We start from the raw sequence: 14,005 nt of genomic DNA on the forward strand, positions 1-14,005 counted from the left end.
CGGTCCGTCGAAAAAGCGAAGGTTACGGATGAAGATTGAATCGACGCGCGAGAACGTGATGTCTCGCGCGTGAATATCGTCGCGCGGGCGCGTGACGAACGTGCGACGCGCGAACGACGTTTTTATCGATGCGAACGCCAGACGGCGCACGCAGCATCAGCTCATGTGCTGGCCGCCGTTGATCGCGATGTTCGAACCGGTGACGAAACCCGCATCGTCCGAGCACAGGAACGCGACGAGCGCCGCGACTTCCTCGGGCTTGCCGAGACGTCCCGCCGGAATCTGCGGAAGAATCTTCGTATCGAGAATCTCCTGCGGAATCGCGGTCACCATCTTGGTCGCGAGATAGCCCGGCGAGATCGTGTTCACGGTCACGCCCTTCTTCGCAACTTCGAGCGCGAGCGACTTCGTGAAGCCGTGCATGCCCGCCTTCGCCGCCGAATAGTTCGTCTGACCGATCTGCCCTTTCGATCCATTCACCGACGAAATGTTGATGATGCGACCCCAGCCGCGCGACACCATCTCTTCGCAAACCGGCTTGGTCATGTTGAAGACCGAATCGAGATTGGTGCGCAGCACCGCGTCCCAGTTCACCTTGGTCATCTTCTTGAAGGTCGTGTCCTGCGTGATGCCGGCGTTGTTCACGAGGATATCGATCGGGCCGACTTCGGCCTGGATCTTCGCGACGCAGTGCTGGGCAGAATCGTAATCGGCGACGTCGACCGGGTACGCGCGGAAGTTGCGGCCCTGGCGATCCATGCTCGCGAGCCATTCGCCGGCCTTCGCGTTGCCCGGCGAATGCGTCACGACGACCGCGTAGCCTGCGTCGTGCAGCTTGATGGCGACTGCCTCGCCGAGTCCGCCCATGCCGCCGGTCACCAGTGCGATTCGCTTAGTCATGCTGATACTCCTCAATTCTCTCAGGTTAATGATGCTCGGAATGCCACCGGCGCTGCGCTGTCGGCTCGACGCTTATAGTGATTTGATATCGCGTCGGGCCCGCGTTGGTGCGCGCCGGTGTATTGCTTTCGTTACGGACGTTCCACCGCCAGCGCGACACCCATGCCGCCGCCGATGCACAGCGACGCCAGACCCTTCTTCGCGTCGCGCTTCTGCATTTCGTGCAGCAGCGTGACGAGAATCCGGCAACCCGATGCGCCGATCGGGTGACCGATCGCAATCGCGCCGCCGTTCACGTTGATCTTCGACTGATCCCAGCCCATCTGCTTGTGTACCGCGAGCGCCTGCGCCGCGAACGCCTCGTTGATTTCCATTAGATCGAGATCGTTCACCGACCAGCCCGCGCGCTCCAGACAGCGCTTCGATGCCGGCACCGGACCCATGCCCATGATCTTCGGATCGACGCCCGCGTTCGCGTACGCCTTGATGCGCGCGAGCGGCGTGAGACCCAGCGCCTCAGCCTTCTTCGCCGACATCACGACCACCGCCGCCGCGCCATCGTTGAGGCCCGATGCGTTCGCCGCCGTCACCGTGCCTTCCTTCGAAAATGCCGGCTTCAGCCCCGCGAGCGCTTCGGCAGTCACGCCGTGACGCACGAACTCGTCGGTGTTGAACTGCAGCGGCTCGCCCTTGCGTTGCGGAATCGAGACCGGCACGATTTCGTCGTTGAAGCGGCCCGACTTCTGTGCGGCCTCGGCCTTGTTCTGCGACAGCGCCGCGAACGCGTCCTGCTGCTCGCGCGTGATGCCGAATTCCTTCGCGACGTTTTCCGCCGTCGTGCCCATGTGGTAGTTGTTATAAACGTCCCACAGGCCATCGACGATCATTGTGTCGATCAGCTTCGCGTCGCCCATGCGGAAACCGTCGCGCGAGCCCGGCAGCACGTGCGGCGCGGCGCTCATGTTTTCCTGACCGCCGGCGACCACGATTTCCGCATCGCCCGCGATGATCGCGTTCGCCGCGAGCATCACCGCCTTGAGGCCCGAGCCGCAGACCTTGTTGATCGTCATGCCGGGGACCATGTCGGGCAAGCCGGCCTTGATCAGCGACTGGCGCGCCGGGTTCTGGCCCGAGCCCGCTGCGAGCACCTGACCCAGAATCACTTCGCTCACCTGGTCCGGCTTCACGCCGGCGCGCTCCAGCACGGCCCTGATCACCGTTGCGCCCAGTTCCGGCGCCGCGATCTTCGCGAGCGAACCGCCGAACTTGCCTACCGCCGTACGCGCGGCCGATACGATCACTACGTCAGTCATTTTCTATCCTCGTCAAACAGCGAAAGCGTGAACGGAATCTTCGTTCGCGATGCAATGCTCGCGACGCGAAAACGCATCCATTACGAATGGACTGGGTGAGTTCGACTCGAACTCGGGCGGATTGATGCGCAGCGCCGCGTGCGGAGCGATGTCCGACCGACCGATGCATGAGCGAGCGACTTCAAAAGGCGTCGCGCCGACTGCGGATGACCTCGCCCGTGAGACGAAGTTCGTTCCGCAGAAAAAATCCCGAACGGGACGCGGCAAACGTGCGGCCAATTGCGTGGTCCATTTATATGGGCCTTGGATAAATCTCTCAGGTTAAGCACCGGCCTTCTCTTTCGCCTTGCTGCCGTGAATCGCGAATGCGCAATTCCGCTGCGCGAAGATTCGCGCCGGCGGGCAGCAGAGCATATTGGAAGTTATTCGGTCGTGCGCGCTTGTGCGTCGCACCAAATTAGTAACAATTCTAAACGCAAAACATGCGTAAAAAATTTCATATTAGTAGGTATAAACCCTAGATCGCGTAAAAAGTCCCGCTTCGTTCGTGCTGAATATTGCAGCAATGCTCGAACGTGCGTTCATTAATCATCCTATATGATGACGAAAATTGCGCAAGTTGTATGATCACTTCGCCAATCGCGGGTAAATACGTAATACAAACGTAGCCAAGTTGTTGTCGTGGGCTTTCTGTCGTGGACGCCGAGCGGGATATCGCCCCGTTCTTTATATGCGAATTAACTACTGCGTATAACCAATCCGTCTTTACGCAAAAGAATTTTGGACCGTCTTAACGCTGATATATGACGGCGTGATGAAGCCATATGCAGTTAATCGCTTGCGCAATGCCGCGACATAATGTCATCCGTCAACGAAAATCCGCTCGACGCGTCGCTGAATTTTCAAAGCGCTAAAACGATCCTTTTGCCTTTTGCGCGCGAACAGCACGCCATCATCCGGTTGTTCGACTGGCGCTCGCTTTTGGTCAGCACCACATCGCGGTGATCGATATCCCCGGCGAGCACGCGCACTTCACATGATCCGCACAGTCCTTCCTCGCAGTCGCTCTGCACGTCGACGTTCGCGCGTCTGAGCGTCGCGAGGAGCGTCTGATCGGCCGGGACGGTCAGCACGAGGCCGGAATCCTTCAACTCGACTTCGAACGCCTGCTCGTTTTCCGCGTCGAGCGTGCCGAGTTTCGATTCGAAATGCTCGATCTTCAGCGCGTCCTCCGGCCACGACGCGCTCGCCACGCCGAGCGCGTCGAGCATGCGCGCCGGGCCGCACGCGTAGATCAGCGTGCCCTCGCCCACGGCGAGCGCTGCGAAATCGTTGCGCGTGCCTTCTTCGGAGACATACGCGAAAAGACGTTCGCCGTGCAGCGCGCGCATCTCGTCGAGCAAGGCCATCGACGCGCGCGAGCGGCCGCTGTAGTGCAGTTCGTAGTCGATGCCGAGCGAACGCGCGCGCCGCGCCATCGCGCTGATCGGCGTGATGCCGATGCCGCCCGCGATCAGCACGAGCCGATTCGCGGTTTCGTCCAGGCGGAAGTGATTGCGCGGGCCGCGAATGCGCCAGTGGGCGCCGGGCTTCACGTTGTCGTGCACCCACGCCGAGCCGCCGCGGCTCTGCGTTTCGCGCAGCACGGCGATCTCGAACGCGCGCCGGTCAGCGGGGTCGCCGCACAGCGAATACTGACGCGAGAGGCCTGTCTCGCCACAGACTACGTCGATATGCGAACCCGCCGTCCAGCGCGGCAGATCGCGCCCGTCCGCCGATACCAGCCGCACGCGCACGATACGATCCGCGCACGCATCGACCGAATCGACGATCACCGCGCGGCTCACCGCATGCGACGACGGCTCACCGATCCGCACCACCGCGCGCGCCTCGCGCACGGACGGATCGGCGCGCTCCGGGTTCATCGCCGGGTCCCATTCCACCAGGAGATGCTCTGGCCCGCGAAACGACGTGTTCGGCACATAAGTGAAGCGCTGCTCGGCGAGCCGCATGTGCGGCAGGCGGCGCGTGAGTTCGTCGAGAAAGACTTGCATCTCCATGCGCGCGAGGTTCTTGCCCATGCACTGATGCGCGCCGTAGCCGAAAGTCAGCTGATCGCTGGCGTTTTCGCGACGGATGTCGAAGAGATCGGCATCGGCGAACTGATGCTGATCGTGATTCGCCGACGACGTGACGATCAGAAGCTTCGAGCCCGCAGCAATGTCGATTCCGCCGATCGTCACGTCTTTCGTCGCGAGCCGGCGCCACGCCGCGACGGAGCCGTTGTGACGCAGGCACTCCTCGACTGCGTTCGGAATGAGGCTCGGGTCTTCGCAGATGTCGCGCCACGCGTCGCGATGTTGCAGCAGCAGCTTGAGCGCGTTCGCGGTGGCGTTCGCCGTGGTCTCGTGCGCAGCGACGATGCCGGCCATCATCATCGAATGCAGGTATGAATCCGTCACGACTTCGGGCAGTGCCTTCTGCTTGCGGATGCCGTACTGCATCCAGCCCGGACCGGACGGGTCTTCGCGCATCTTGTCGAGCACCTTGCCCGCGTATTGCCAGAACTTGCCGACCGCGTGCGCGACCTCGACCTGCTCTTCCGGCCTCGGCCGTCCCCACGTGTTGACCGTGTGCGCGATCGAGTAGAGGCGCAGCGTATCCATGTCTTCCTCGGGCACGCCGAGAAAATGCAGCGCGACGGTGAGCGGCACTTCCCACAGCATCTGATCGACGAGATCGGCGCGGCCATCGTCGATGAAGCGATCGACATATTCGCGTGCGAGCGCGCGCACCATCGGTTCGTGATGCGCGAGCGCTTCCGACGTGAACGGGTCCATCAGCGCGCGACGGCGCGGCATGTGCGCGGGCTCGTCCTCGTTCACGAGCGTGCGGTTCAGCGCGAAGCCGTACGACGCGAGCACGGCGTTCGCTTCGGGCCCGGTCGGCGTGATCTTCTCCAGCGCGATCGACGGGCTGAACGTGAGGTTGTCGCGGAAGATCGCCTTGATGTCGTCGTAACGCGTGACGACCCAATAGCCGAGCGTCGGGCTCCAGAAAACCGGCTCCTGTTCACGGGCCCAGCGCACGTACTCGGGCGGGTCCTGGCTGTAGCCGTCGCCGAATGGATCGAACTCCGCCGCGGGCGCGCTCACGGGGCAGCCGTTCGGCGCGCGGGCATCGTCATGAAAAGGGCAGCGGGGCGCGCGGTCTTGGCCGGCCACATCGGTCATGCTCGTCTCCTGATTGTTCTTTTAGCGTGACCATAGTATGCAACGGCTCACCACTTCCAGCGCACGCCCAGACCGCCTTCGATCGCGCTGCGGTGCGAGCCCCCGACATTGGTCGAGTACGAGACGTTTGCGGACAGACTGCCGCGCGCGCTGACCTTCGCGACGACGCCCGCACCGAATTGCGCGGTCGTCGCGGACACGCTCGTCGGGATGACGGTCGTGCCCGCGAAGGTCGCGGTATCGGTCGCGCCGAAATAGCGCCACAGGTTCGCGCGCAGATACGGCTCGAAGGTCGTGCCGGCCGCATCGACGTGACCGTAGAAGCGCACGCCGAGCCGGCCGACGAAACCGCTCGCTTCATCGAAGGACACGGTCGAGATGCCATCGTCGATATCGTGGAGACTGGCGTGCTGCCAGATGAGTTGCGCCTGCGGTTCGATCGCGAGGCCCGCGGGCAGCGGGATCGGCAAGCCCGCTTCGATCGATGCGGCGAATGCGCTGCCATGCGTCGTCGCGCCGACGCCGCGGTTCGATTGCGGATCGGCGGTGAGCGAGCTGCCGAGCAGCACCGCGTCGGTATACCAGCCGCTCGGGCCGATGTGCGTCCAATAGAGTCCGGCGCTATACGCGTTGATCGACAGATGGCCGGCGTCGGAGTTGGGAAAGCCGAGCGCGAACCCGTCGATATCACCGCTCGCGCGCGCGAAGCTGAAGAAGAATCCGTAGTGGTTGCGATGCCCGCTCGATGTCGTATCGGCGTAGATATCGTGGCCGATCTGCACGCCGCCGATGCCGCCGCTGAACTCGGGATCGGCCGCGCCGCTGTTGTGCTGCGTCGCGTGGCCGCCCCAGACGCGCGCCCACGCCGCGGGCAGCGCGCCGTTTTCCGTCAGCAACGCCTGCTCGCCCTGACGCTCGTGGAACGTGCCGATTTGCTGGATCGTCAGCTCGCGCGCGATCGGCGGCAACTCGGCGTAGACCGGCACTTCCATACGATACAGCGGGATCGGCGCTGAGCCGGGCGGCGGTGGGGCTGGAAGCGGCGGTGTTCCTGCGGCGGCAGTCGGCGTGGGGTCCGCGGGCGTTGTCGGCGTTGTCGGCGTTGTCGGCGTTGTCGGCGTTGTTGGCGTTGTTGGCGTTGTTGGCGTTGTTGGCGTTGTTGGCGTTGTTGGCGGGGGCGGAGCCACTGCAACAGGGGGAGCGGGCGGCACGCTCGAGCGCAGATACCAGTTGTCCGCTGTTCCCTCGCTCACGCCGCCCTTGAACAGATAGTACGTGTAAGCGCCCGCGTTCATGGAATGCGCGAGCGTGAAAGCGCCCGGCGACGTCGTCGCGCCGTTCGTCGCCTGCACGACCAGAATCCCGTCGTTCACCGTCAGTCCGCCCGTGCCGCCGATGTTCGTCACGCCGATCGACGTCGTTCCCGCGCCCGCGCCCTGGGCGATCACAAGCCTGTCGCTCGGCGCACCATCCGCGCCGAGCGCGCTCTGCACGAGCAGCCGTCCGTCGTTGCCCGTGTAGTTGCCGTTCACGACGAACGCGTCGCTCGTGCTCGGGCCGCCGTTCGTCAGATCGATCGTGCCCGCGTTGTTGAGCGCGACGAGTTGCCCGGCGATCGCCGGCTGTATCGATGTGTTGCCGATGCCGCCCGCCAGAATCGTGCTCGTCGCATCGAGATTCAGTGCGCCGGTGCCGGTCGCGACGTCGCCGAGCGTGAGGCCGTTCGCGTCGAACGTGAGCTGCGTGTTGTTCGTCGCATTCACCGTCTCCCAATTGGCATAACGCGCGAGGCCGCTCGTCTGCACGTTGTCGAATGTCAGCGCATCGACGCCCGGGCCGCCGTCGAAGCGCGTCGTCGCGGCAAGCGTGATGTCGTTCAGATTGCGGATCACGGCGGAGTCGTCGCCTGCGCCGAGCGAGACCGGCCCCGCGATCGTGCCGCCGCTCCAGGTCAGCGTGTCGGTGCCGGTCGTGGTGGTAACGCCCTGCCCGATCGACCCGCCCGTGATCGTCAGCGCGTTGTTGCCGCTGCCGAGATCGACGCGTCCGCCGATCGTGCCGCCCGAGAGCGTGAACGTGTCGTCGTTCTGCGCGGCGGTCACGTTCGTGTCGATCTGCCCGCCCGACATCTCGAAGATGTTCGCGCCCACGTTCAGATCGACATTGCCGATGCGCCCGTCGGTGATGCGCGCGACATCGCCATTCGCGAACACGCCGACGATGCGCCCGCCCGACATCGTGAACGTGTCGCGCGCGTCGCCCTGATCGAGCGAATCGACCTGGCCCGCGGTCATCGTGAAAGCGTCGACGCCGTCGCCCTGGCGAATCTGTCCCGTGACGACGCCGCCGTTCATGTTGAACGTGTCGGCGCCGGTGTCGGTGCGAACCGCGACGCCCGCGCCTCCCGCGATCGTGCCGGTGTTCGTGACCGACACGTTGATCTTGCCGCTCGCGACGATCGCCTCCGCGCTCGTGCCGCGAATCGCGCCGGTGTTGTTGATGGTCTCGGCGCCGCCGGCGATGGTCACGCCGGTCGCGCCTTGAATCGTGCCCGCGTTCTCCAGCGTGCCGCCCCCGTTCGCGACGATGCCGCTCGCGCGCTGGCTCACGATGCTAGCGCCCGCCGCATTGACGACCGACGCCTGATTCGCGAGCCGCACACCGTTTCCTCCTGCGCCGCGCACGAGTATTGATCCGGTGTTCGTAACCAGTCCCGGCGAGGCATCCTGCGAGGCGATGCCCTGCGCGTTGTTGCCCGATACGTCGATCGTGCCGTTGTTCGTCACGACGTTCTGGCCAGGCGTGCCGCTCACTGTCATGCCGCTCGCCGATGCGCCCGTCGTCGTGATCGAACCGTTGTTGATGAGCGTGTCGCGGCTCGTGTTCGCGCCCATGCCGGGCGATCCCGAGCCGCTCGTGACGATCGCGCCGTCGTTGATCAGCGTGCCGCCGCCCGGGCTGCCGTAATCGCCCATTCCCGTGGCGTTCGCGCCGCTCGTCGTGAGCGTGCCGCCGGCTGCGTTGCGCATCGTGACGGCGGCCGCGCTGTTGAACATCGCTTCGGAACTCACGCCGGTCGTGAAGATGGCGCCACGGTTCACGAGCACGTTTTGTCCCGTCGCGCCTTGCGATGTCATGCCGTCGAAAGAATCGCCGTTCACGCGCAAGATACCGGCGTTCGTCGCCGTGCTCGTATTGCGGACAAAAAGTCCGTTGCGGTTGGTGATATCGAGTTCGGCGCCCGGCAGCACGTTGATCGTCACATTGACGCTGCCCGCAACGGCAATTACCGGAACGGTAGATGGATTGGGCTGACTGGTATCGCAGGTTGCGCTCTTGCCGGACTGCGGCGCGGTGTTGTCGCACGCGCTGAGCGCGGGGACCGCGCGAACGAGAATGGAGACGCCGAACGCAATCGAGATGGCATGAGCGAGCGGCGTCGATCGTACCTGAAGGGACGAGCGGCGCATGAGATCTTCGGCCTGCGGACGGTTTCGATTTGCTCAGCAGTGCGGCGCATCGTTCCACGATGCACGCGTCTGCATAGTGCTGCCGGCAGGCAGCAATTCGCTCAGAGTAGTGCACCCATTGCGCTTATGCAAAGGACGTTGAATTGTGCGCCGCGCCGTCTCTCGGATCGTTCAGATCGGCTTGCCTTCGCTCGACGCCCAGTTGGGCATCAACGTGTTGCTCGGCAGCGTTTCATCGATCAGCTTGCGCGCGGTCTGACGGCCCGCGACCGGCAGCCCTTCGGGATCGAGCACGCCGATCTGCACCAGCACCGAGGCCTGATCCCAATAGATGTGCTCGTTATAGAGCTTGTCGCCGCGAAAGCGGATCACAGCGAGCATCGGGACTTCGAAGTATTTTCCCGTCGGTGCGAGGCCGGGCAGCAGCCAGTCGATTTCGCGGTCGTGCGTCGCACAAAACACGAACTCATCAACCACGCGGTCCGAGCCGATCGTGCGTGACACCGGAATCAACTTCGTATCGGCCGGGTTCGAATGGACGAAGTGATATCGATAGAAGCGCTTCAACTGATCGTGACCGACGCCGCCCGTCATCGTTGGCACGTGATTCACGTAGGGCTCGGCGATCATCGTCGGCATGACGGCGTCGACGTCGCGCGTGCCGAACTCGAAATAGCAGTGCTGCTCCCACAGCAGATTGAGGTCGAAGAGCGGGCCGAGCACTTTGCGCAATATCGCGAGCGTGCGCGAGTACGCCATCAGCGCCGCGGGTTTGTCGTAGTGCTCGCTGCCCGGAATGATGAAGCCGCTCGATGTGCCCGGATATGCATATCGCTCGATGTGCGGCTTGCCCGCGAACGCGGCCTCGATTTCGCGCTGTTCGGGCGCGCCGTGTTCGGGGAAGTGGAACACCATCGGGCAGCGGATCGTGGGGATATCGGCGCGGCAGGCGGCGAAATCGTCAGCGTAATAGCAGGCGGCGCAATCGACGTCGGCCTGCGCGGCGATGCGCGTCGCGAGCCGTCCGCCGCGCCCGAAACCGACCACGCCGACCTTGCCCGCATGCTGCGGCAACGCGCGCAGCGCATCGACGAGCGCCGCGAAATTTTCCGCCGCGATGCCGCCGGGCTTCGGATCGTAGTCGGGAAGGCGCGGCGCAAGCACGACGTAACCTTCTTCGGCGTAAAGATCAGCCGTGTGCGTGATGAAGTCATCGAGGCCCGCGTCGTCGTGCAACAGCACGATGCCTGGGCCCGAGCCCTTCGCGGGCTGGGTCACGTAAGCGGGAATGGCCGTGCCGTCGCGAAGCGTGATGTCGATGAACCTGCCGCTCATTGCGTGCGTCTCCTTATATGTAGTGTTCGCGGCCACCGCGCGCTCACGACAGCAGCGTGTCGGCGAGCAGCTTGACGTTCAGCACGACGATCACCGCCGCGACGAGCCACGCCAGCCCGCTCGTCCAGCGCGAGACGGCGAAGACGCCCATTTTGCGACGGTCCGACACGAAGCGCACCAGCGGAATGACGGCGAACGGCAGTTGCATCGACAGAATCACCTGGCTCAGCACGAGCAACTGACCCGTGCCCTTCTCGCCGTAGATCGCGGTCACGACAATCACCGGCACGATGGCGATCGCGCGCGTGATGAGCCGCCGTGCCCAGTTCGGAATGCGCAGTCGCAGAAAGCCTTCCATCACGATCTGGCCGGCGAGGGTCGCGGTGACGGTCGAGTTCAGGCCGGACGCGAGCAACGCAACGGCGAAGAGCGTCGATGCGATGCCCAGGCCCAGAAGCGGCGATAACAGATGGAAGGCGTCGCCGATCTCCGCGACTTCGTCGTGACCGCTCGCATGAAACACGGCAGCGGCGACGATCAGAATCGCCGCGTTGATGAAAAGCGCGAGCGTCAACGCGATCGTGCTGTCGATGGTCGCCCAGCGGATCGCGGCGCGACGCGCTCGCACCGATTTGCCGTACGCGCGCGTCTGCACGATCGACGAATGCAGATACAGGTTGTGCGGCATGACCGTCGCGCCAAGGATGCCGATGGCCACGTACAGCATTTCGCGATCCGCGACGATGCGCGGCGACGGGATGAAGCCGCGCAACACATCGGCGAGCGGCGGCGCCGCGGCGGCGATCTGCAACGCGAAGCAGCTCGCAATCACGACCAGCAGCGCGATGACGAACGCCTCCAGCAAGCGAAAGCCCTTGTTGATCAGCAGCAGCAAAAGGAAGGCGTCGAGCGCGGTCAGGAGCGCGCCCGCAATCAACGGGATGCCGAACAGCAATTGCAGCGCGATGGCCGTGCCGATCACCTCGGCCAGATCGCACGCGACGATCGCCGCCTCGCACGCGAGCCACAGCGCGAAATTCACCGGCTTCGAATAATGATCGCGGCACGCCTGCGCGAGATCGCGGCCGGTCGCGATGCCCAAACGGACCGCAAGCGCCTGAAGCAGGATCGCCATCAGATTCGACAGCAGGATGACGGTGAGCAACGTGTAGCCGAAGCGCGAGCCGCCGGCGATGTCGGTCGCCCAGTTGCCCGGGTCCATATAGCCGACGGAAATCATGTAGCCGGGTCCGGCGAAGGCGAGGAAGCGGCGAATCCATCGACCGCCCGTCGGCACATGCACCGACGCGTACACCTCCGGTAAGCTCGGGCGGAACGCGTCATCCTGCTCGGGCGGTTTCGACGCGGGGCGTACAGGATCAAGCATAGGCACGTTTCTCCTGCGGATACGGGCAGTGGGCGTGCTGAAAATATGCGCCGGGGCGGATGAACATTCAAGCGCGCGCAGGTGTGAGAACGCGCGTCGAAAGTCACGCTCAATGCTGATAATTCGACTTATCAGATGTAGCGATTTTTGTTGTCAAATTCGAAGCTGGTTGATAACCTTGCCCCAAATGGTTGAAAAGAAAGGATAAATGAGGCCCGACGCCACAGCTTCCGCAGACCGTTTGGCAGACGGCGCGACGAACTCCGTCGCGGATAGCGCGCGTCTGCGCGCTCCAAGCCGCCTCACGCGCCAGCATTTCGCGCTGTATCGCGGCTATCTGGACGGCGTGTCTGAAGCGCAGTTGCACGCATCGTACGGCGATGCCGGGACCGATGTCCGCGCCACGCGACGACTGATCGACGCACTGCGTGACACGCTTTCGGTCCTTGCCCGGCGCGCCCGCGACACCGAGGCCGCGCATCTGTTGCGGCTTCGTCCTGGCAGCATTCCGCTGTTCGAGCCGCCTCCGGCCACGGCCGCGCCCACACTCGACGAATTCCGCGAAAACGTCGATCCGGACGGCGTCTACAGCGAATCGGAACTGCTGGCGCTATATCAAGAGGCCTATCCGCCAGTCACCTCCCCTGCCCTCGATCGGCGTGCCGCGCGCAATGTAAGGCTGCGGCGCCGGCAGGCGGATGCGCTTGCGCGCATGGAAGCGTCGCTCGCGCAGGATCCGAGTCCGGAGCATCCCATCGATGGCTGGTTCGAACCGGCAATCACGATGCGGCTCACATCGGCGAGCCTGGCGACGATCGCGGATGTCATCGAATTGATCGAACGCCGTCGGCATCGCTGGTACGCCGCTGTGCCGCGACTCGGTCCGAAGGGCGCGCAACGTGTGGTCGACTGGCTGCAACTTCACGCTCAGGCGCTGCGGCACACGTTTTCGCCGCACGCGCTCGTGCCGCGACGGCAATGGCGCACCGGCGAAATGTCGCCCCCGCCGCGTTCCGAAACCGATGGGAGCGACGTGTTCGTGATCGCCCCGCTGGAGGTATTGCGGGTTCCGGCGCGGCTGGACGGGTCAAAAGGGTCGAATCGGACCGGCGCGGGAGCGCGTTTCGATACGGATGTCCGTGCGATTTCCGCTTGGCTCGACGCTCGATCGAGCAGTGAGCACACGCGCCGCGCGTATCGACGTGAGGCGGAACGCTTGCTCCTGTGGGCGCTCGTCGAGAAAGACAAGCCATTATCGTCGCTCGATCCGGGGGAATGCGCGGAATATATCGGTGCGTTTCTGCCGAACCCTCGGCCGGCGGCTCGATGGATCGCGACTCATCGGAGCGAACGATGTCTCGCCACCTGGCGTCCCTTCGCTGGTCCACTTTCGGACCGCAGCCGGGAAACGGCCCGCTCAATCCTGAGCGCGCTGTGCGAATGGCTCGTCGGTGAGAACTATCTGGCCGACAACCCGTTTGCGGGCTTCGCGCGGGTCGCGACACCGCCTGTGTTCGAGTCGGCGACGCGATCGCTCGACCTGGAGCAGTGGAGAAACGTGCTGCTTTCGGTCGAACGTTCCGATTATTCGTTTTCCGAGCATCGCGACAGACTGGCGCTGCTTCTCGCGTACGCCACCGGCCTGCGTCGCGCGGAGCTGGCGGCCGCGACGACAGACGCACTGAGCGTCGGGAGGTTGTCGGGCGTGATTGGCCCCGTCTGGCGTCTGGCGATCGACGAGGGTCGCGGTGCCTCTCGCTCGGTGCTCCTGCCGGCGGCCGTCGTCGAAGCCCTTGGGGAAAATCTCGCATTGCGCGGCCTTTGCGCGCCCCTGGACTGCCCGGAAGGCACGCCGATTCTGGCTCAGGCACGAGGCGGGCGAGCGCTAACGCCGGACGGTGTCGGAAAGATCTTCAAGGGCATCTTCGCAAATGCGGCAGTGTTCATGGAAGCGCGGGAGCCCGGTACGGGCCGGGAGTTGAAACGAGCGAGCACGCACTGGCTCCGCCATACCCACTCCGCGCACGCGCTCGGACACGGCGCGACACTGCGCGAGGTCAGTATCGGACTTGGTCATGCCGACGTTTCGACCACCGCCGTGTATCTCAAAAACGAGGACATTGGCCGCTTTCTGGGCGTTGAAAAGCTGATTCGCAGCGCCTCGATGTCCGCGAAAACGGCAGAGCCGTCCTGAATTCGCGTTTACACAAGCGCCCGACGTTGTAAAAATGCCCGCTGGGGTCGCTCAAGTACTTCAGAGTTTACTTGAGGTTTACCGGTTCGCCGTTTATTCTTCGGTTTGCAGCTTGTTTTCCACAAACCGAAGAATTATTTGCTTACCCAGGCCCGCCAGTGACTGCGAACTCC

7 protein-coding genes are annotated in these 14,005 nt (G+C 64.0%); 1 reads left to right on the forward strand and 6 read right to left on the reverse strand.

The genetic code is table 11. From position 1 onward, the window contains the following. Nucleotides 1-156: 156 nt before the first annotated feature. The 6 genes from phbB to NK8_RS32825 all read right to left on the reverse strand — a co-directional run bounded on the left by phbB (nucleotide 157) and on the right by NK8_RS32825 (nucleotide 11,638). The gene (gene phbB / locus NK8_RS32800) at nucleotides 157-900 is read right to left on the reverse strand and encodes an acetoacetyl-CoA reductase (protein ID WP_162070393.1); all 744 of its coding nucleotides are present in this window, start codon (nucleotides 898-900) and stop codon (nucleotides 157-159) included. Between the two features lie 131 nt (nucleotides 901-1,031). After that, nucleotides 1,032-2,213, reverse strand: coding sequence for an acetyl-CoA C-acetyltransferase (locus NK8_RS32805; RefSeq protein WP_213232460.1), 1,182 nt, complete (start codon nucleotides 2,211-2,213; stop codon nucleotides 1,032-1,034). Nucleotides 2,214-3,115: 902 nt separating this feature from the next. Further along, the gene (locus NK8_RS32810) at nucleotides 3,116-5,446 is read right to left on the reverse strand and encodes a cytochrome P450/oxidoreductase (RefSeq protein WP_213232462.1); all 2,331 of its coding nucleotides are present in this window, start codon (nucleotides 5,444-5,446) and stop codon (nucleotides 3,116-3,118) included. Nucleotides 5,447-5,493: 47 nt separating this feature from the next. Then, nucleotides 5,494-8,916, reverse strand: a complete 3,423-nt coding sequence (locus NK8_RS32815; protein WP_213232464.1) for an autotransporter outer membrane beta-barrel domain-containing protein — start codon at nucleotides 8,914-8,916, stop codon at nucleotides 5,494-5,496. Nucleotides 8,917-9,087: 171 nt separating this feature from the next. Then, nucleotides 9,088-10,251 carry a dienelactone hydrolase family protein gene (locus tag NK8_RS32820; protein WP_213232466.1) on the reverse strand — a complete coding sequence of 388 codons (1,164 nt, stop codon included), beginning with the start codon at nucleotides 10,249-10,251 and terminating at the stop codon, nucleotides 9,088-9,090. A gap of 43 nt (nucleotides 10,252-10,294) precedes the next feature. Continuing rightward, entirely contained in the window at nucleotides 10,295-11,638 is a 1,344-nt protein-coding gene (locus NK8_RS32825) for an Nramp family divalent metal transporter (RefSeq protein WP_162070388.1), read from the reverse strand. 208 nt (nucleotides 11,639-11,846) lie between these two features. Between NK8_RS32825 and NK8_RS32830 the strand changes: the two genes are divergently transcribed. Next, nucleotides 11,847-13,832, forward strand: coding sequence for a phage integrase family protein (locus tag NK8_RS32830; protein WP_213232467.1), 1,986 nt, complete (start codon nucleotides 11,847-11,849; stop codon nucleotides 13,830-13,832). Nucleotides 13,833-14,005 lie beyond the last annotated feature (173 nt).

The organism is Caballeronia sp. NK8, from assembly GCF_018408855.1.
GTDB lineage: Bacteria > Pseudomonadota > Gammaproteobacteria > Burkholderiales > Burkholderiaceae > Caballeronia.